Source organism: Variovorax sp. GW822-FHT04A09 (assembly GCF_058801005.1).
Window position 1 is genome coordinate 2183524 of sequence record NZ_JBXAMV010000001.1, and the last position, 18085, is coordinate 2201608.

Annotated in this window: 21 protein-coding genes; 13 read left to right on the top strand and 8 right to left on the bottom strand. The window is 68.4% G+C overall.

From position 1 onward, the window contains the following. Window positions 1-81 precede the first annotated feature (81 nt). Together AC1RLW_RS10145 and AC1RLW_RS10150 are read left to right on the top strand one after the other, a co-directional pair. A complete protein-coding gene (locus AC1RLW_RS10145) occupies window positions 82-507 on the top strand; it encodes a DUF2069 domain-containing protein (RefSeq protein ID WP_493192942.1) in 426 nt (141 codons plus the stop codon). Further along, a complete protein-coding gene (locus tag AC1RLW_RS10150; protein WP_493192943.1) occupies window positions 504-1931 on the top strand; it encodes an FAD-binding oxidoreductase in 1428 nt (475 codons plus the stop codon). The genes AC1RLW_RS10145 and AC1RLW_RS10150 overlap by 4 nt, the downstream gene beginning before the upstream one ends. Here AC1RLW_RS10150 and AC1RLW_RS10155 read toward each other — a convergent pair. Genes AC1RLW_RS10155 through nthA form a run of 3 tightly spaced genes read right to left on the bottom strand, consistent with a single transcriptional unit; the run spans window position 1928 to window position 3602 of the window. After that, on the bottom strand, window positions 1928-2305 hold the full coding sequence (locus tag AC1RLW_RS10155; RefSeq protein WP_139705767.1) for a nitrile hydratase accessory protein: 378 nt from the start codon (window positions 2303-2305) through the stop codon (window positions 1928-1930). The genes AC1RLW_RS10150 and AC1RLW_RS10155 overlap by 4 nt on opposite strands. Further along, window positions 2302-2967 carry a nitrile hydratase subunit beta gene (nthB, locus tag AC1RLW_RS10160; RefSeq protein WP_493192944.1) on the bottom strand — a complete coding sequence of 222 codons (666 nt, stop codon included), beginning with the start codon at window positions 2965-2967 and terminating at the stop codon, window positions 2302-2304. Before nthB ends, AC1RLW_RS10155 begins: the two co-directional genes overlap by 4 nt. After that, window positions 2964-3602 carry a nitrile hydratase subunit alpha gene (gene nthA, locus AC1RLW_RS10165; protein WP_493192945.1) on the bottom strand — a complete coding sequence of 213 codons (639 nt, stop codon included), beginning with the start codon at window positions 3600-3602 and terminating at the stop codon, window positions 2964-2966. Before nthA ends, nthB begins: the two co-directional genes overlap by 4 nt. Window positions 3603-3638: 36 nt before the next feature. Between nthA and AC1RLW_RS10170 the strand changes: the two genes are divergently transcribed. From AC1RLW_RS10170 to AC1RLW_RS10180, 3 genes are read left to right on the top strand one after another with little or no spacing between them, the layout of a single operon-like run. Further along, the gene (locus tag AC1RLW_RS10170) at window positions 3639-4478 is read left to right on the top strand and encodes a thymidylate synthase (protein WP_390345343.1); all 840 of its coding nucleotides are present in this window, start codon (window positions 3639-3641) and stop codon (window positions 4476-4478) included. Between the two features lie 5 nt (window positions 4479-4483). Next, entirely contained in the window at window positions 4484-5002 is a 519-nt protein-coding gene (locus tag AC1RLW_RS10175; RefSeq protein WP_493193072.1) for a dihydrofolate reductase, read from the top strand. Then, complete coding sequence (locus AC1RLW_RS10180) at window positions 4999-6126, top strand: phosphatidate phosphatase App1 family protein (RefSeq protein WP_493192946.1); 1128 nt, start codon at window positions 4999-5001, stop codon at window positions 6124-6126. The genes AC1RLW_RS10175 and AC1RLW_RS10180 overlap by 4 nt, the downstream gene beginning before the upstream one ends. Before the next feature lie 7 nt (window positions 6127-6133). Here AC1RLW_RS10180 and AC1RLW_RS10185 read toward each other — a convergent pair whose 3' ends face one another. Then, window positions 6134-7375: an NADH:flavin oxidoreductase/NADH oxidase family protein gene (locus tag AC1RLW_RS10185; RefSeq protein ID WP_493192947.1), complete on the bottom strand. Its 1242-nt coding sequence runs from the start codon at window positions 7373-7375 to the stop codon at window positions 6134-6136. A 69-nt stretch (window positions 7376-7444) separates the two neighbouring features. Here AC1RLW_RS10185 and AC1RLW_RS10190 point away from each other — a divergent pair, with 69 nt between their 5' ends. Beyond that, complete coding sequence (locus tag AC1RLW_RS10190) at window positions 7445-7939, top strand: MerR family transcriptional regulator (RefSeq protein ID WP_493192948.1); 495 nt, start codon at window positions 7445-7447, stop codon at window positions 7937-7939. 55 nt (window positions 7940-7994) lie between these two features. Further along, window positions 7995-8234 (top strand): hypothetical protein, encoded by a 240-nt coding sequence (locus AC1RLW_RS10195; protein ID WP_095951069.1) that lies wholly within the window; start codon window positions 7995-7997, stop codon window positions 8232-8234. 25 nt (window positions 8235-8259) lie between these two features. On the opposite strand, the gene gdhA is transcribed toward AC1RLW_RS10195, so the two are convergent. Then, a complete protein-coding gene (gene gdhA / locus AC1RLW_RS10200) occupies window positions 8260-9603 on the bottom strand; it encodes an NADP-specific glutamate dehydrogenase (protein WP_493192949.1) in 1344 nt (447 codons plus the stop codon). Between the two features lie 235 nt (window positions 9604-9838). Here gdhA and AC1RLW_RS10205 point away from each other — a divergent pair, with 235 nt between their 5' ends. Beyond that, a complete protein-coding gene (locus tag AC1RLW_RS10205; protein ID WP_493192950.1) occupies window positions 9839-10330 on the top strand; it encodes a hypothetical protein in 492 nt (163 codons plus the stop codon). 56 nt (window positions 10331-10386) lie between these two features. Here the strand turns inward: AC1RLW_RS10205 and AC1RLW_RS10210 are convergent, their stop codons facing one another. Both AC1RLW_RS10210 and AC1RLW_RS10215 read right to left on the bottom strand, forming a co-directional pair. Next, complete coding sequence (locus AC1RLW_RS10210) at window positions 10387-11406, bottom strand: TRAP transporter substrate-binding protein (RefSeq protein WP_390345354.1); 1020 nt, start codon at window positions 11404-11406, stop codon at window positions 10387-10389. A 46-nt stretch (window positions 11407-11452) separates the two neighbouring features. Then, complete coding sequence (locus AC1RLW_RS10215; RefSeq protein ID WP_062476577.1) at window positions 11453-12235, bottom strand: IclR family transcriptional regulator; 783 nt, start codon at window positions 12233-12235, stop codon at window positions 11453-11455. A gap of 195 nt (window positions 12236-12430) precedes the next feature. On the opposite strand from AC1RLW_RS10215, the gene AC1RLW_RS10220 reads away from it, so the two are divergent. From AC1RLW_RS10220 to AC1RLW_RS10240, 5 genes are read left to right on the top strand one after another with little or no spacing between them, the layout of a single operon-like run. Continuing rightward, window positions 12431-13414 (top strand): TRAP transporter substrate-binding protein, encoded by a 984-nt coding sequence (locus tag AC1RLW_RS10220; protein ID WP_493193073.1) that lies wholly within the window; start codon window positions 12431-12433, stop codon window positions 13412-13414. 36 nt (window positions 13415-13450) lie between these two features. Further along, entirely contained in the window at window positions 13451-13912 is a 462-nt protein-coding gene (locus tag AC1RLW_RS10225; protein ID WP_062476570.1) for a type II 3-dehydroquinate dehydratase, read from the top strand. Beyond that, window positions 13909-14475 carry a TRAP transporter small permease gene (locus tag AC1RLW_RS10230; protein WP_062476567.1) on the top strand — a complete coding sequence of 189 codons (567 nt, stop codon included), beginning with the start codon at window positions 13909-13911 and terminating at the stop codon, window positions 14473-14475. Before AC1RLW_RS10225 ends, AC1RLW_RS10230 begins: the two co-directional genes overlap by 4 nt. Next, entirely contained in the window at window positions 14472-15752 is a 1281-nt protein-coding gene (locus tag AC1RLW_RS10235; RefSeq protein WP_390345359.1) for a TRAP transporter large permease, read from the top strand. Before AC1RLW_RS10230 ends, AC1RLW_RS10235 begins: the two co-directional genes overlap by 4 nt. A 4-nt stretch (window positions 15753-15756) precedes the next feature. Further along, entirely contained in the window at window positions 15757-17163 is a 1407-nt protein-coding gene (locus AC1RLW_RS10240) for an ELWxxDGT repeat protein (protein WP_493192951.1), read from the top strand. Here the strand turns inward: AC1RLW_RS10240 and AC1RLW_RS10245 are convergent. Further along, on the bottom strand, window positions 17144-18076 hold the full coding sequence (locus AC1RLW_RS10245) for an alpha/beta fold hydrolase (RefSeq protein ID WP_493192952.1): 933 nt from the start codon (window positions 18074-18076) through the stop codon (window positions 17144-17146). The genes AC1RLW_RS10240 and AC1RLW_RS10245 overlap by 20 nt on opposite strands. Between the last annotated feature and the right edge of the window lie 9 nt (window positions 18077-18085).

Genomic DNA, 18085 nt, shown 5'->3' on the forward strand with positions numbered 1-18085 from the left:
GCACTTCGTGTCGCTGCGCCAACCCCCTCACCGGGGGCGATACCAGCGGCCCGGCAAAGCCGGTTCCGCGGTATCCCGCTCATGAATGCCAACCAGCCGCTTCCTCCCTCTTCCGTCCGCGCCACCCGATGGGCCGCCGTGGGCAGCCTCGTCGGCCTGATCGTGCTGGGCCTGGCCTGGGAGTTGTGGCTGGCGCCGCTGCGCCCGGGTGGCTCGCTGCTCGCGCTCAAGGTGCTGCCGCTGGTCATTCCGCTCGCGGGGCTCTACAAGAACCGCATGTACACCTACCGCTGGGTCAGCCTGATGATCTGGCTCTACTTCACCGAAGGCGTGGTGCGCGCCTGGAGCGACACCAACGGCGTGGGACAAATCCTCGCGCTCGTCGAGGTGCTGCTGTGCCTCGTGCTCTTCGCGGCCTGCGCGTGGCATGTGCGCCTTCGCCTGCGCCACGCCAAGGCCGCTGCCGCCGCTGCTGCTGCCCATCCCCTGGAGGCTTCCGCCCAATGACCACCTCTTCTTCCCTCATCGACCAACTGCGCGCCATCGTCGGCGCTACGCACGTGCTGACCGAGGGCGACCTCGCGGCCTACGAGCAGGACTGGCGCAAGCGCGCGCGCGGCAAGTCGCTCGCCGTGGTGCGCCCGGCCAATGCGCAGCAGGTGGCCGACGTGGTCAAGGCCTGCGCCGCGGCCGGCACGGCCGTCATTCCGCAGGGCGGCAACACCGGCCTGGCGGTCGGCTCCATTCCCGACGACAGCGGCACGCAGGTGGTGCTGAGCCTGCAGCGCCTGAACGCCATCCGCAACATCGACGCCGCCAACCTCACGATGACCGTCGAGGCGGGCTGCATCCTGCAAACGCTGCAAGAAACGGCCGAGAAGGCCGGCTACCTGTTCCCCCTGAGCCTCGCGGCCGAAGGCAGCTGCACCATCGGCGGCAACCTGGCGACCAACGCGGGCGGCACGCAGGTCGTGCGCTACGGCAACACGCGCGACCTGTGCCTGGGCCTGGAAGTGGTCACGCCGCAGGGCGAGATCTGGGAAGGCACGAGCGGCCTGCGCAAGGACAACACGGGCTACGACCTGCGCGACCTGATCGTCGGCAGCGAAGGCACGCTGGGCGTCATCACCGCCGCCACCATGAAGCTGTACCCGCTGCCCGCCGCGCAGCTCACAGCCTGGGCCGCCGTGCCCTCGCTCGACCACGCGGTCACGCTGCTGGGCCTGGCGCACAAGCACCTGGGCTCGGGCCTCACGGGCTTCGAGGTGATGGGCAAGTTCGCGCTGAGCCTGGTCGACAAGCACATGCCGCAGCTGCGCGTGCCCTTCATCCACGACGAGGCGGTGCCCTACTGCGTGCTGCTCGAGAACTCCGACAGCGAGTCCGAAGACCACGCCCGCGCGCGCTTCGAGGCGCTGCTCGAAACCGCCTTCGAAGACGGCTGCGTGACCGACGCGGTGGTGGCCGAGAACCTCACGCAGGCGCACCAGCTCTGGCACATCCGCGAGAGCATTCCGCTCGCGCAGGCAGAGGAAGGGCTGAACATCAAGCACGACATCTCGATCCCCGTGTCGCGCATTCCCGCCTTCGTGGAAGCCACCGACGCTCTGCTGAAACGCGAGATCGCCGGCGTGCGGCTGGTCAACTTCGGCCACCTTGGCGACGGCAACCTGCACTACAACGTGCAGGCGCCCGAGAACATCGACACCAAAGCGTTTTTGAAGAACGAGGAAGAGCGCATCAACACGCTGGTCTACGACGCGGTCGAGCAGTTCGGCGGCTCGTTCTCGGCCGAGCATGGCGTGGGCTCGCTCAAGGTCGACAAGCTCGAGAAGCACAAGTCGCCGGTGGCGCTGGAGATGATGCGGGCGATCAAGCGCGGGCTCGATCCGAAGAACATCCTGAACCCGGGGCGCGTGATCCGGGTCTAGCCAGAAAAATCCTCGCCGCGCAGCTCGATCGGCTGGCCATGCGGCGTGCGCTCCGCCGCGTGGTCCCAGGCGTGGCGGTAGCGGGCCAGCTCATCGCCGGAACTCGCGCCCTTGCGGGCCACGAGGCCTTCGAGCGCGGCGAGCCAGTGGCGGTAGTAGGTGTCGCCCGTGTCCGGGTCGCCCGCGGCCTGCGCGGCGCTGATCTGGGTGGCCAATGCCTCGGCCCATTCGACCCAGCTGAACAGCCCACGCTCGTGCAGCGCGAGCGTCATCGCGAAGGCCTGCGCCTCCCACGGTTCCCTGAACACCGGTCCGTCGGCATCGCGCGGCATGCCAGGAGCGAGTGCGAGCGGCGGCATGTCGTTCGCCTTCATGCCGTGGGCTCCAGGTAGCTTTCCCACGCATCGACCGACACCGCGAGGTTCTGGCGCGGCGCGTCGTCGCCCCACAGTTCGGCTTCATCGAAGACCACGGTGTAGAGCCATTGCGGCTGCTCGCCCAGGCCCTGCGCATTCGCATCGGCGAACACGTGCGCGCCGTGGATGTGCTCGATCGTGCCGCGCTTGCCCTGCACGTAGCCCGGCAGGCGCGTGTGGTGGTCGACGCGGCCAAGGTGCATGCGCACGGCCTGGCCGACCGCAAAGCGCGCGGGCGCCGATGCAGGGCGCTCGGTGCCCGAGCCCTTGGCGAGCACGGCGGGCACGTTCGCGGCCTGCAGCACGCGGGCCACCGGCGCGGCCGGATGGTGCATCTGCCCGGACGCGATCTCGTCCGCGAAGACCTGGCCGCGCTGCAGCATGAGCTGCTCCAGCGCGCCGAGCCAGATCTGGTAGTAGCTCAGGTCGCGGTAATCGGGCAGCGTCTCGCGCGCGGCGCGGCTGGTGTCGATGTTCCAGGAGCCGGTCGCGCCCATGGCCAGCGTGAGCGCCAGCGCGCGCGGCTCCCAAGCGCCGTGGAACAGCTCGCCCTCGGGCTCGGGCGTGACAGAGCCGAAGCCGGGTTGCCCGCCGAGGTCGGCGTGGGTCGTGTAGGTCATGTCGTGCTCCTTGCCGACGGCGCCTCGACCACGCGCGTGCCGATCATCGAATCGCGCGAGACCAGCGCGGCGAGTTCGTCTTCGCTCCAGCCCTCGGTGCCCGCCGGGCGCTGCGGGATCACGAGGTAGCGCACCTCGGCGGTCGAGTCCCAGACGCGGATGCGCGTGGTCTCGGGCAAGGTGGTGCCGAAATCGGCCAGCACGCCGCGCGGGTCTTTCACGGCGCGCGAGCGGTACGGCGCGCTCTTGTACCAGGTGGGCGGCAGGCCGAGCACGGGCCAGGGGTAGCAGCTGCACAGGGTGCAGACGACCATGTGGTGCTGCTCGTCGGTGTTGGCCACGGCCACCATGTGTTCGCCCTGGCGGCCCGTATAGCCCAGCGAGGCGATGGCCGCCGTGGCGTCGGCCATCAGCCATTCATGGAACTTGCGGTCGACCCAGGCCCGCGCCACCACCCGTGCGCCGTTGCGCGGGCCGATGCGGGTCTGGTAGGTGTCGATCAGCGCATCGAGCGCGGCGGGGTCGATGTAGCCTTTTTGCGTGAGCACGCTTTCGAGGGCGCGCACCCGCAGGTCCATCTCGCCGAGTTCGCTGTGGTCGTGGGAATGGTCGTGGGAGTGGTCATGGCCGGTCATCGGCCGATGCTAGCGCCGCCCCGTAAAATTCCCAACATGACCCTCCCTGCCCGCCCCGTCCGCTCCCAGTACGAAGATTTCATGCGCCACGTCGACACGCACGGCGTGTTCAAGAGCGACCGCACGGGCACGGGCACCAAGAGCGTGTTCGGCCACCAGATGCGCTTCGACCTGAACGAAGGCTTTCCGCTGGTGACCACGAAGAAGGTTCACCTCAAGTCCATCATCCAGGAACTGCTGTGGTTCCTGACCGGCTCCAGCAACAACAACTGGCTCAAGGAGCGCGGCGTCACCATCTGGGACGAATGGGCGCGCGAAGACGGCGACCTGGGCCCGGTGTACGGCGTGCAGTGGCGCAGCTGGCCCACGCCCGACGGCGGCCACATCGACCAGATCTCCGACGTCATCAAGACGCTGAAGACCAACCCCGACTCGCGCCGCATCATCGTGAGCGCCTGGAACGTGGCCGAGCTGTCGAAGATGGCGCTCATGCCCTGCCACGCCTTCTTCCAGTTCTACGTGGCGCCGCCGCAGGCCGAAGGCGAGCGCGGCAAGCTCAGCTGCCAGCTCTACCAGCGCAGCGCCGACATCTTCCTGGGCGTGCCCTTCAACATCGCGAGCTACGCGCTGCTCACGCACATGGTCGCGCAGCAGTGCGACCTCGACGTGGGCGACTTCATCTGGACCGGCGGCGACTGCCACATCTACAGCAACCACGCCGAGCAGGTGAAGCTGCAACTCAGCCGCACGCCCTTCCCCTACCCCACGCTGAACATCAAGCGCAAGCCCGATTCGATCTTCGACTACCAGTACGAAGACTTCGAAGTGCTGGACTACAGGCACGGCGACCCGATCAAGGCGCCGGTGGCGGTGTGAACGCGATGAGCGCCGCCACGCCCCGCATCAACCTGATCTTCGCGCGCGCCGCCAACGGCGTGATCGGCGCGAACAACACCATCCCCTGGCACCTGCCCGAGGACATGGCGCACTTCAAGCAGCAGACCGCAGGCGCGCCCGTGGTGATGGGCCGCAAGACCTGGGACTCGCTGCCGCCGCGCTTTCGCCCGCTGCCGGGCCGCCGGAACATCGTGGTCACGCGACAAGCCGATTGGCAGGCCGAAGGCGCGCAAGCGGTCGGCAGCCTGCCCGATGCGCTGTCGCTGTGCACGCCGTCGGACTCACCCGAAGTCTGGGTGATCGGCGGCGCACAGATCTACGCCGAAGCCGAGCCGCTGGCCCAGCGCGCGGTGGTCACCGAGATCGCACGCGACTACGAAGGCGACGCGCACGCCCCCGTGCTCGACGCCGCCGTGTGGCGCGAGACGCAGCGCGAGTCGCACGTCTCGGCCAAGGACGGCCTGCCCTTCAGCTTCGTGACCTACGAACGCGTCACTGCATGACGATCAAGCACCGCGCGCCCGGTACCTCGCCACAACTGTCGCGTCGCACCGTGCTGGCCGGTGCCGCCCTGCTCGCAGGCCTCGCGCCGCTGCAGGCCCTGCAGGCCGCGGGGCCGCTGGAGTCGGACGAAGAGGCGCTGTTCATGCCCGGCACTGCGCGCCCCACGGCCGACGGCCGGCTCGAGGTCGACGTGCATGCCTGGGTGTTCGAGCGCGAGCACCGCTGGGGCCTGGACGCCGCGCTCGCGCGCTACCTCGGCATGAACCTGAAGAAGCTCACGCCGGCCGCGCGGCTGCGCTTCAGCCAGCGCACCGCGCTGTTCCATGCCGAGTCGGAAGAAGACAAGGTGATCGACGTCGTCTTCGACGGCTCGGCCACGCGCCTCACGATGCCGCCCACGGGCGCCGACGGCCGCAGCAACCTGCGCGCGGTCGTCGAGGCCTCGCACATCCCGGCGTCGCAGGAGTGGCTGCCCTTCCATGGCGTGACCGGCCCGGGCGAGCTGCTGCCGCGCTTTCGCGGCCGTGCGCAGATCGTGCCGGCGCAGGGCGTGTCGGTCATCTCGGACATCGACGACACCATCAAGCGCACGCAGGTGCGCGACCGGCGCGAGATGCTGCTGAACACCTTCGCGCGCCGCTTCGAGGCCGCGCCAGGCATGGCGGCGTACTACCGCGCGCTGGCGCAGGCGCCCGGCACGCGCTTTCACTACCTCTCGGGCAGCCCGATCCAGCTGTACCCCGCGCTCACCGACTTCATTCGCGACGCCGACTTTCCCGCCGGCAGCATGCACCTGCGCGAAAGCACGACGTGGCGCACGCTGATCCCCAGCGGCGAAGAATCGCGCGCGCACAAGCTCGGCGTGATCGAGCGGTTGCTGGCCGAATTTCCGCAGCGCCGCTTCTTGCTCGTGGGCGATTCGGGCGAGGCCGACCCCGAGATCTACGCGCAGGTGTTCCGCGCGCATCCGCAGCGCATCGACGGCATCGTGATCCGCGACGTGACCGACGAGAACCGGCTGTCCGACCGCTACCGCGCCACCTTCGAAGGCATCGCGCCCGTGGTCTGGCACCTGCTGCGGCCCGACACCACCGCCTGGCCCATTCAACCGGCCAATCGATAGCGGCGGCTCACGCCGCGCGCGCTCCCAGCCAGCGCCGGTAGCGCTTCGTCAGCCGCTTCGTGCGCAGCTGATCGAGCACCAAAGTCAGGAACGGCGAGTGCGCGGGCGCGCTGTTGCGGCCCGGACGCAGCGTGCGCAGCCGGCGCTTCACCAGCGCCATGCGCGCCAGCGCGGCCATGACCTGGTCCTTCCAGTCGACCTGCGGGCTCTGCGCCGCCGCGTCTTCGCCCGCGCGCCAGCGTGCGGGCAGGTCGGGCGCCACGGCCAATGCGGTGGCCATGCCCACCACGGCGACGCCTTCTCCCAGCACCCGTTCGGCGACGGCGCGGCGCACGATGCCGCCCGTGGTCATGACCGGCATGCGCGCCTCGGCGGCCAGCTCCCGGGCGAACTCCAGGAAGTAGGCCTCGCGCGCCAGCGCGCGGCCGTCGGCGGTGCGCCCCTGCATCGCCGGGCTCTCGTAGCTGCCGCCCGACAGTTCGACCAGGTCCACGGCCTCGTCGTTGAGCCAGCGGATGACCTGCTTCGCATCATTCTCCGAGAAGCCGCCGCGCTGGAAGTCGGCGGAGTTGAGCTTGACGGCCACGGCGAAGCCGCGCGCCACGCGGGCCCGCACGGCACGCACCACGTCGAGCAGAATGCGCGCGCGGTTCTCGAGGCTGCCGCCCCAGGCGTCGGCGCGCTGGTTGGTCAGCGGCGACAGGAACTGCGAGAGCAGGTAGCCGTGCGCCGCATGCACCTGCACGCCGGTGAAGCCCGCGCGCTCGGCCGCCTGCGCCGTGGCGGCGAAGCGGTCGACGGTCTCGGCGATCTCCGCCTCGCTCATCGCCTTGGGTTGCACGAAAAGCTTGCTGTGCTTGCCCAGATCGAGCGCCACCGACGACGGCGCCCAGGCCGTGCCGCCCATGTTGCTCTGCACCTGCCGGCCCGGATGGTTGATCTGCATCCACACCTGCGCGCCGCCGCTGCGCGCGGCCGCGGCCCATTCGCTGAAGCGCTCGAGTGGCGTGTCGACTTCGAGCACGACGCCGCCCGGGCCGGTGAGCGCGCGGCCGTCGATCATCACGTTGCCCGTGAGGATCAGGCCCGCCCCGCCCTGCGCCCAGACGCGGTACAGGTCGTGCAGCGCCGCGCCGGGCAACTGCCCGGCGTCGGCCATGTTTTCCTCCATGGCGGCCTTGGCCAGGCGGTTGGGCAGGACGCTCCCGTTGGGCAGGGTCAGCGGCAGGAAAAGCGGCGAGGAGTTCACGATGAGGACCGGGTGGTGGAGTGGAAAAACCCGATGCTAAGATTCAAGCCAACTTGAAGGTCAAGCGATATGAAGATCGGTGAACTGGCAGACAAGACCGGCATGGCGCCCTCGGCCATCCGCTTCTACGAGCAAAGCGGCCTGCTGCCCGCGCCCGAGCGCGGCGCCAATGGGTACCGCGTCTACACCGAGGCCGCGCTCAAGCGGTTGCAGCTGATCCAGATCGCGCAGAACCTCGGCTTCTCGCTGGACAGCCTGCGCAGCGCCTTCGCAGGCTGCGAGGTCTTTTCGGGGGACGACCTGCTCGAACGGCTCGACGGCCGCGTGCGCGAAATCGACCAGCTCATGGCCGGCCTGCGCGCGCAGCGGCGCGACCTGACCGACCTGCGCACCACCTTGCGCCAGACCTGGGCCGCCGGCGAATGCATGGACCCCGCCACGCTGGCCGAAAGCATGGCTACGGCCAGAAACAAAGTGGCACGTCCTTCGCGCTCGCAGAAAGAACTGGAAACTTCGGTACACGCCTCGAAAGGCATGCGCGGCGCAGGGTTTAGACAGCGCTAATTGTTTGTGCGCACAATGTCCGAACCGCCCTCCCCTCAACACAAGGAGACGACCCATGTCCATGGAATTTCTTCGGACCCTCGCCGAGCAGAAATTGCCATACGTCCTCCACACGCCCGCAGACATCGACAGGCTGCGCGTGCTGCGTGCCGCCGACCTCGTGACTGCCTTCATTCCGCCGTCGGAGCACGCGCCCGACGAGCGCGCGATCCATCAGCTGGCCCAGGTGGAATCGATCACCGCGAAGGGCCGCCTGGCCCTGAACAAGGCGACCTCTTCGTTCATCGAACTCTGAGGTGCCACGTCCGCTCGGGCAACGCTCAGACCACGCCCTGCGCCAGCATCGCATCGGCCACGCGCACGAAGCCGGCGATGTTCGCGCCATCCACGTAGCTCACGCTGCCGTCGGCGCGCGAACCGTAGTGCAGGCACGACTCGTGGATGCCCTGCATGATCTGCAGCAGGCGCGCATCGACCTCGTCGCGCGTCCATGACAGCCGGGCCGCGTTCTGGCTCATCTCCAGGCCCGACGTGGCCACGCCGCCCGCGTTGCTGGCCTTGCCCGGCGCGTACAGCACGCCGTGGCCTTCGAGCACCTTCACGGCCTCGATGGTCGAGGGCATGTTGGCGCCTTCGGCCACGCACACCACGCCGTTCTTCACCAGCGTGCGCGCGTCTTCCTCATTGAGCTCGTTCTGCGTGGCGCTGGGCAGCGCCACGTCGACTGGCACGTGCCACGGCGTGGCGCCGGCCACGAAGCGGGTGCCGGTGCGCTCGGCGTAGTCGCTCACGCGGCCGTAGAGGTGGTTCTTCACGTCCATCAGCACGGCCAGCTTCTCGGGCGTGAAGCCGTCCTCGTCGACCACGGTGCCGCTCGAGTCGGACACGGTGACCACCTTGGCGCCCAGCGCCATGGCCTTCTCGATGGTGTACTGCGCCACGTTGCCCGCGCCCGACACGCTCACGCGCAGGCCGTCGAAGCTGCGGCCCTTGCGCTTGAGCATTTCCTGCGCGAAGTAGACGTTGCCGTAGCCGGTGGCTTCAGGGCGAATGAGCGAGCCGCCGAAGCTCAGGCCCTTGCCGGTGAACACGCAGTCGGCGCGGTTGGTGAGCTTCTTGACCATGCCGGCCATGAAGCCGACCTCGCGCCCACCCACGCCCACGTCGCCCGCCGGCACGTCGGTGTCGGAGCCCACGTGGCGGAACAGCTCGGTCACGAGGGCTTGGCAGAAGCGCATCACTTCGCCCTGGCTCTTGCCCTTGGGGTCGAAGTCGGCACCGCCCTTGCCGCCGCCCATGGGCAGCGTGGTCAGCGCGTTCTTGAAGGTCTGCTCGAAGGCCAGGAATTTGAGGATCGACAGGTTCACCGAGGGGTGGAAGCGCATGCCGCCCTTGTAGGGGCCGATGGCCAGGCTGTGCTGGATGCGGAAACCGCGGTTGACCTGCACCTCGCCGTGGTCGTCCACCCAGGACACGCGGAACATGATCACGCGCTCAGGCTCGACCAGCCGCTCCAGCAGGCTGTGGCTCGTGTACTTGGGGTGCTTCTCGATGTAGGGCCACAGGCTCTCCATCACTTCGGTCACGGCCTGCAGGTACTCGGGCTGTCCGGGGTTGCGTTGTGCGACGTGTGCGAGGAACCCCCCGACGGATGCGTGCTTCATTCCAATCAATCCTCTGTTTTCCAAAACGGTGCATAACCTTATGCGAATCCTGCATTTTGCCGGATCGGAGAACCAAATTGAGGCGCAAAGCCCTAGCAAGGTGCGTTGTTTGGGGCGCGCAGCTTGGTGAGGCCCCAACTTGGAACATCGCCGGGGGGCGCACCACGGCGCCCGCAAAAGCGGTCAGAATCCCGCCCCGCGTGCCCTCCCGCACGGCCCGCTTCGGAATTCAAAGATGCAGATCAGCTACCGCTTCCAGTTCTCGCAGGCGCATGTGCTCACCGGCTTCCTGCGCAACCTGCAGCAGGTCTGGTGGGTCCGGTTCAAGTGGCCGTTGGCGCTGCTGTTCGCCCTGGCCCTGGCCGTGTGCGTCTACGAAGAGTTTCCCGTCCTGGCGGTCGTTTTCGCGGTCGGCATCGCGCTGCTGCTGAGCGCGCCGGCCATCGCCCGGCTGGCCCTCCATCGCTTCAGGCAGAGCCCCTTCTACAACGACGAGATCGACTTCTCGCTGTCGGAGAGCGGCTCCCACGCACGGGGCCGCCACAGCGAGGTGCGCCACGGCTGGGAGGCCTACACCAAGGCCCGCCGCTTCAAGGACGGCCTGCTGCTGTGCCACGGCCCGGACGCCTTCCACTGGCTGCCCGATGCGGCCGCGGCCGATCCGGCGGCCATTGCAGCGGCGCAGCAGCTCGCACGCGCGCGCATCCGGGACTACCGCGAGCTCTGACCGGGAACCGTGGACGATGAAGGCCAGGCGCCCCGGATCCAGGGCGCGCCCGCCTGCTACTTGCGCGCCTTCTCGATCTCCGCCATCAGTTCCTTGACGGTGGCCTCGCCGACCGAGGCCGTGTACTTGTCGATCACCGGCTTCACCTTGGCGCGCAGCTTCGCCATCTCTTCGGGCGGCAGTTCAGAGACCGTCATGCCGGCCTTCTTGAGCGCATCGAGCGCGCTGTCGGCGGCGCCACGCGAGGCCTGGCGCTGGAACGTGGTCGCCTCCGCGGCGGCCTCGTTGACGATCTTCTTTTCGTCCGCACTCATGCCGTCCCAGGTCTTGCGGCTGATCAGCAGCGCCTGCGGGTTGTAGATGTGGCGAGTCTGCGTGATGTACTTCTGCACTTCCGCGAACTTGGACGACAGGATGGTCGTGTTCGGGTTCTCCTGGCCGTCGACCGCCTTCTGGTCGAGCGCGGGGTACAGCTCGGGGAACGGCAGCGGCGTAGCGTTGGCGCCCAGCGCGCTGAACATGTCGATGTAGATCGGCGACTGGATCACGCGGATCTTCAACCCCGCGATGTCGTCGGCCTTGACGATCGGGCGCTTGCTGTTCGTCAGGTTGCGAAAGCCCAGGTCCCAGTAGCCCAGGCCGTGCAGCGCCTTGTCCTCCAGCTTGGCCATCAGCTTCTGGCCGAAGGGGCCGTCGGTGACGACGTCGGCTTCCTTGCCGCTGTTGAAGAGGAACGGGAAGTCGTAGGCCGCGAACTCCTTCACCTGCGCCGACAGGATGCCGGCGTTGAGCACGGTCATCTCCACCGTGCCGCCCTGCAGTGCCGACACGGTCTGCAGGTCGCCGCCCAGCGTGCCGCCGGGGAACAGCTTCACGGTGATCTTGCCGCCCGACTTCGCGGCCACGAGGTCGGCGAACTTCTGCGCACCCTGCGCCTGCGGATGGCCGGCCTGGTTCTGGAACGCGAACTTGATGGTGCGCTCCTTGAGCTGCGCGAACGCACCAGGGGCCGCGAACGCGAGGGCCGCCGCCACGGCGGCCAACAAGAGGGTGCGCTTCGAATGCTTCGTCTTCATGGTGATGTCTCCTTCTCTTTTTTGGGGATGGTGCAAACGGCTGGGCCTACGCCCTCTTCTTGAACAACGCCGAGGCCCCGCTGGCGCGAGCCACCTCCTCGGCGGCCTGACACAGCGCCGGTCCCAGCGCCTCCATGCGCTGCGGCGTGAGCCGCACCGACGGGCCCGCGATGGTGACGACCCCGATCGCCGTGCCGTCGGCGCCGAACACGGGCGCGGCCATGGCGGTCATCGCGGGGGCGAACACCTCGTTGATCATGCTGAAGCCGCGCTGGCGCGCCGCCTTCACGAAAGCCATCACGGCCTTGAGCGACGTGGGGGCCTTGGGGCCGTAGTCCTCGGGCTTGCCCAGCCCCTTCTTGGCGACGAGCGCCATCGCGTCGTCCTCGCCCATGGTCGACAACCACGCATGCCCCGCCGCGCTGCACGAAAGCGCCACCGACAGGCCCATGTCGGGGTCGTAGCGAAGGCCGTGCGTAGCGCCCTGCGCCTTGGCAACGAAGGTCAGGTCTTCGCCGTCGACCACCGCCAGGCGCACGAGCTCGCCCGAGGTCGAGGCCAGCTGGTCGAGCAGCGGCTGCGCGATGTCGACGATGCCCGAGCGGCTGAGGAACGACAGGCTGATCGAGACCAGCTTGATGGTCAGCACGTAGTGGCCGTCGCGCGCCTCCTGCCGCACGTAGCCGCAGCGGATGAGCTCCGCGAGCAATCGGTGCGATGCACTCAATGGAATCTGCAATTCGCTGGCCAACGCCGACAGCGCGCACCCCTCGGGATGCTCCGCCAGATGTTCCAGCACCTTGAAGCTGCGTTCCAGTATTCCGCTCATTTCGTCCTCCAGATGTCGTCTCGTCAACGCGGGCGATGCGGCCCGCCACTCAGGGTCCGCCAGCGTAGCAGAACTCGGGGAAGGGATTTCCATTATGGAAATTCTTTCCAACAAAAATACGATCGCCTCCGTCCGGCATTTTTTCCTTCCCCTTTCTTCCTTCCTGCCTGAGGACCCTTCGTGAAACTTCTTCGTATGCTTGCCGTGGCCGGCCTGTGCGCCGGCCTCACCGCCCCGTCGTGGGCGCAGCAGGAGCGCGTGATCCGCTTCGGCCACCTGAACAACGCCGACCACCCCGTGAGCTTCGGCGTCAAGCGCTTTGCCGAACTCCTGTCGGCCAAGAGCGGCGGCAAGATGAAGGTCCAGGAGTTCCCCGCCTCCCAGCTGGGCAACGAGATGCAGCAGCAGTCGGCCCTGCAGGGCGGTGTGCAGCAGATGTCGGCACCGGCCACCACGTCGCTGGCCGGCATCGTCAAGGAGTTCGGCCTCGTCGACTTCCCCTTCTCGGTGAACAACTTCGCGCAGGCCGATGCGCTGCTCGACGGCCCGTTGGGTCAGGCGCTCATCGCCAAGCTCCCCGAGAAGGGCCTCGTCGCCCTGGGCTACTGGGACCTGGGGTTTCGCAACGTCACCAACAGCAAGCGCCCCATCGCCAAGCCTGAAGACCTCGAAGGTCTGAAGATCCGTGTGATCCCCAACCCTGTGTTCCTCGAAACCTTCAAGGCCTTCAAGGCCAACCCGGTGCCGATGCCCTTTGCCGAGCTGTACGGCGCCCTCGAAGCCAAGGCTGTCGATGGCCAGGAGAACCCCTATGCGGTGATCCTGTCGAACAAGTTCTACGAAGTGCAGAAGTTCGTCAGCGCCACCAACCATGTGTACGCCGCCAACATCGTGCTGGTGAGCAAGAAGTTCTGGGACTCGCTCACGCCCGCCGAGCAGAAGATGATGAACGACGCGGCCAACGAGGCGCGTGGCTACCAGCGCCAGGTCAGCCGCGCCGCCGCGCAGAAGGCCGTGGGCGACCTGCAGGCCAAGGGCACGCAGTTCAACGAACTCAGCGCCGCCGAACAAAAGCGCATGCGCGACATCGCCAAGCCTGTCGTCGACAAGTTCGCCGCACAGTACGACCCCGCCATCGTCAAGCTCTACAACGACGAGCTCGCACGCATCCGCAAGTAAGTCAGCAAGCCAGCCCGTCCCTCACCGAAGCTCCCCATGAAGATCCTCGTTCTCCACGGCCCCAACCTCAACCTGTTCGGTCGCCGCGAACCGCACATCTACGGCAAGACCACGCTCGCCGAGATCAACGCGCAGTTGCAGGCCCTTGCCGGCGAACTCGGCGTGACGCTGGACACCATCCAGTCGAACCACGAAGGCGACCTGATCGACTTCCTGCACACCCACATCGACGATGCGCAGGGCGCGCTGGTGAACCCCGCCGGCCTCACGCAGCACGGCGTGCCGCTGCACGACGCGATCAAGGCCATGCCGTTCCCGACCATCGAGGTCCACATGTCCAACATCGCCGCGCGCGAGGCATGGCGCGCGCATTCGATCATCTCGCCGGCGGTGAAGGGCACGGTCCAGGGCCTGGGCCCGCTGTCGTACCTGGCCGCGTTGCGCGCGCTGGTCGACATGCAGCGCCAGGCGCAGGCGCAAGCACAGGCCTCCGCATGACCCGCTGGCTCGACCGGTGCTGCACCGGCATCGAGGCGCTGATCGCGGCCGCGCTCGCGGTCATGGTCGTGCTCGTGTTCGGCAACGTGGTGCTGCGCTACGGCTTCAACTCGGGCATCACGGTGTCCGAGGAAATCTCGCGCTGGCTCTTCATCTGGATGACCTTCCTGGGCGCCGTGGTGGCGCTGAAGGAGCACGGGCACCTGGGTGTGGACATGGTGGTGCAGAAGCTGCCCCCCATCGGCAAGAAGATCTGCCTGGCCGTCGGCCATGCAGTCATGCTCTACATCGTCTGGCTGTTGCTGCAGGGCAGCATCGCGCAGGCGCGCATCAACTGGGACGTGACGGCGCCCGTCACCGGCGCGTCGATGGCCATCGTCTACGCGGCGGGCATCGTGTTCTCGGTGCTGGCCGGGCTCATCCTGGCGCTCGACCTGCTGCGCCTGCTCACGGGCCGCATCGCCGACCATGAACTGGTGATGGTGCAGGAGTCGGAAGAAGCGGTGCAGCTGCAGCAGATCCTGGGTTCGCAGGACGCCAAGGAACCGGGGGCACGGCCATGACCATCGTTGTTTTTGTCGGCTCGCTGTTGCTCGCCATGGCGATGGGCATTCCCATCGCCTTCTCGCTGCTGGCCAGCGGCGTGGCGCTGATGTGGCACCTCGACCTGTTCGACGCGCAGATCCTCACGCAGAACGTGATCGGCGGCGCCGACAGCTTTCCGCTGCTGGCCGTGCCCTTCTTCATGCTCGCGGGCGAGATCATGAACGTGGGCGGGCTGTCCAAGCGCATCGTCGACTTCGCGCTCGCGCTCGTGGGCCACGTGAAGGGCGGCCTGGGCTACGTGACCATCATGGCCGGCTGCCTGCTGTCGGCGCTCTCGGGCTCGGCCGTGGCCGACGCCGCCGCGCTCACCGCGCTGCTGCTGCCGATGATGGTGCGTGCGGGCCACGACAAGCCGCGCGCGGCTGGCCTCATTGCGGCCACCGGCGTGATCGGCCCCGTGATCCCGCCGAGCATCGGCCTGGTGATCTTCGGCGTGGCGGCGAACGTGTCGATCTCCAAGCTGTTTCTCGCGGCCATCGTGCCGGGGCTGCTGATCGGCGGCGCGCTGTGGATCACCTGGGCCTGGCTGGTGCGACGCGAAAAGATCGTGCCGCCGCCGCGCAAGTCATCGGCCGAGATTGCCGCCGCCTTCCGCAACGCGCTGTGGGCGCTGATGCTGCCGGTGATCATCCTCGTGGGCCTGCGCATGGGCGTGTTCACGCCCACCGAGGCCGCGGTGGTGGCCGCCGTGTATGCGCTCTTCGTGTCGACGGTGGTGTACCGCGAGATCACCTGGAAGGACCTGTACGCCATCTTCGTGAGCGCGGCCAAGACCAGCGCCATCGTGATGTTCCTGATCGCCGCGGCGATGGTGAGCGCCTGGCTCATCACGGTGGCCGACCTGCCCTCCAAGATCGTGGGCATGCTGCAGCCGTTCATGGGCAACCAGATGCTGCTCATGATCGCGATCATGGTGCTCGTGATGGTGGTGGGTACGGCGATGGACATGACGCCCACCATCCTCATCCTCACGCCGGTGCTCATGCCCGTGGTGAAGGCGGCCGGCATCGACCCCGTGTACTTCGGCGTGCTGTTCATCATCAACAACTCAATCGGTCTCGTCACGCCGCCGGTGGGCACGGTGCTCAACGTGGTGGCCGGCGTCGGCAAGATCTCGATGGACGACGTCACGCGCGGCGTGGTGCCGTTCATGCTGGCCGAGTTCGCGATCCTGTTCGTGATGGTGGCGTTTCCGCAGCTGGTGATCGTGCCGGCGCGGTGGTTCGGGGGCTGAGCCGATGCGCGCCATTTGCCTCACCGCGCTCGCCCTGCTCACCGCCCTGCCCGCCGCTGCACAAGACCCCGAACGCGAAGTGCTGCCCGAGCAGCGCCAGCGGCTGGCCTTCATCGCGCCCTCCGGCCTCGCGCCGCTGGGCAGCGGCAAGATGGTGTTCAGTGCCTTCCATGTCATGACCGGCCAGGAACTGTGGGTCACCGACGGCAGCAATGCCGGCACCACCATGCTGAAGGACATCCGACCGGGCTTCCGGGGCTCATTCCCCGCCGGGCAGGTCGCATTCAAGGGCCACGTCTACACCACCGCCACCGACGGCGCGAGCGGGCTCGAACTCTGGCGCACAGACGGCACCGCCGCCGGCACGACGCAGGTGATCGACCTGCGCCCCGGCGAGGAAGGCGCGATGCCCAACGAGCTGACCGTGTTCCGCGACGCGCTCTACTTCGTGGCCGACGACGGCCAGACCGGCTTCCAGGTGTGGAAGACCACGGGCGATGCGAAGAGCACCACGCGCGTGTCCGCCGTCGACGCCGGGCCGCGCGCCCTCACCCGCCAGCTCACCGTGGCCGGCCCGCGCCTGTTCTTCACCGCGACCACGCGCACGCACGGCCACGAACTCTGGGTGACCGACGGCACGCCCGAGCACACGCGCCTGGTGAAGGACATCCGCCCGGGCATCGAGGACACGGGCATCCAGAACCTCACGGCCGTGGGCAACGACATTTACTTCACCGCGCACGACGGCGAACACGGCGCCGAACTGTGGAAGAGCGACGGCACCGCACACGGCACGCAGCTGGTGAAGGACCTGCGCCCGGGCGCCGCACCCTCGCGGCCGACGCACCTGGCGGTGCTGGGCCGCACGCTGTACTTCTCGGCCGACGACGGCGTGCACGGCATCGAGCTGTGGAAGACTGACGGCACGGCGAAGGGCACAGTGCTGGTGAAGGACATCCGCCCCGGCCCGGGCGGCGCCATGTCGAGCGCGATCGCCGTGATGGGCGGCAAGCTCTACTTCGCCGCGACCGACGGCGTGTCGGGTGCGGAGCTGTGGCGCAGCGACGGCACGGCGGCGGGCACGGTGCGCGTCAAGGACATCGCACCGGGCGCGGAGAACGGCTCACCCGCGCGCTTCGCCGTCATCGGGGCGCGCCTGTGGTTCGCGGCGAACGGCGGCGGTGGCCGGGGCGTCGAGCCGTGGATCAGCGACGGCACGCCGGCCGGCACGCGCGCCGTGGCCGACCTCGCCGCGGGCGAACGTCACGCGATGCCGTTGGGCTTTCGCGCGCTGGACGACGCCGTGCTCTTCGTGGCCGACGACGGCCATGGCAACGACCGCCTGTGGTCGCACCGCAGGGACGGCAAGGTGACATTGATCGGCGATCCGCTCAAGGAGCGGCTGCGCTGACACCGAAGGCCTGTGTGGTCGCGTAGTCGCGCAAGGCCTGCTGCATGGCTACGGCGATGGCGGGGTGCGTCGGGTCGTGGCCCGCGCCCTGCGCCCACTGCAGCGGCGCGCCCAGCACCTGCGCCAATGCCTGCGCGCCCTCGGGCGGACACAGCGCGTCCTGCGTGCCGTGCACGATCAACGTGGGCACGGCAGGCAACGCGGCGCAGCGCTGCAGCAGCGTGGGCGCGTCGAGCCAGCAGCAATGCCGCAGGTAGTGGCTCTGCACGCGGTAGCGCGCCACGAGCCGCGGCAGCATCGCTTCGTCGATCGGCGGCGCTGTGCCTCCGGTGGCGAGGCGCTGTTCCCAATCGAACCAGTTGCGCGTCAGCTCGCACTGCCGCGCCCAGGTGCCGTGCGCGAAGACCTCGGCGATCGGCACCGTCACCGGGCATCGCCGGCGCCCGGCCTCGTCCCACAGTGCGCGCCATGCGGGGCCGTCGTGCTGCAGGGCCCCGGCGAAGAGCGCGCGAATGTCACCCGGGCGCGCGAGGAACACGTTGCGCAGCAGCAGGCCCGCGACGGCCTCCGGTGCGTCGAGCGCATGCATCAGCGCCAGCGTGGCGCCCCACGAGCCGCCCACCACCAGCCATCGATCGATGCGCAGGTGCGCGCGCAGCAGACGCAGGTCGGCCAGCAGATCGGCGAGCGTGTTGTGCGTGATCGATCCGGTGGGCGTGCTCAGGCCCGAACCGCGCTGGTCGTGGCAGACGATGCGGTAGCGCGTCGGATCGAAATGGCGACGCAGCAGCGGCGAACTGCCCGAGCCCGGCCCGCCATGCAGCACCACCACCGGCAGGCCCGCCGGATTGCCGTGCTCCTCGACGTGCATCACATGCCCGCCGTCCAGAGGCAGGCGATGGGTGATCGTCATTGGCGCGTG